This window comes from Micromonospora mangrovicola, assembly GCF_047200535.1.
Classification (GTDB): Bacteria; Actinomycetota; Actinomycetes; order Mycobacteriales; family Micromonosporaceae; genus Micromonospora.
This window is the reverse complement of record NZ_JBJZOG010000268.1, coordinates 1-478: the sequence shown is the minus strand read 5'-3', so window position 1 is coordinate 478 and position 478 is coordinate 1. Positions and strand designations below refer to the sequence as shown.

1 protein-coding gene is annotated in these 478 nt (G+C 72.0%); it reads left to right on the top strand.

Translation table 11 applies throughout. From position 1 onward, the window contains the following. Positions 1-55: 55 nt before the first annotated feature. Positions 56-478: ATP-binding cassette domain-containing protein (locus tag ACL02O_RS34415; RefSeq protein ID WP_412822358.1), on the top strand; the 423-nt coding region annotated here is incomplete at its 3' end.

The following is a 478-nucleotide window of genomic DNA, read 5'->3' as shown; positions in this document are numbered from 1 at the left end:
CGCGAGGAGTGCTGTCGTCGACGGCCAGCCGACGCTCCCCGGAGCCGGCGAGGCCCTGCTCCGGGTGCGCGGGCTGACGAAGCATTTCCCGGCCCGGGAGGGTTTCCGGTCCGGTGGGGTGGTGCGGGCGGTCGACGGGCTGGACTTCGACGTGCGGCCGGGGGAGACCCTCGGCCTGGTCGGGGAGTCCGGGTGCGGGAAGACCACCACGGGGCGGATGCTGGTACGCCTGCTGGAGCCGACGTCCGGGTCGGTCGAGTTCGCCGGGCGGGACATCACCCATCTGCGGCGGCGTCAGCTGCGGCCGTTGCGTCAGGACCTGCAGATCATCTTCCAGGACCCGTACGCGTCGTTGAACCCCCGCCACACGGTCGGCCGGATCGTGGCGATGCCGTTGCAGGTCAACCGGATCGACCCGCCGGGCGGGATCCGCAACCGCGTGCAGGAACTGCTCGAGCTGGTCGGGTTGAACCCGGAG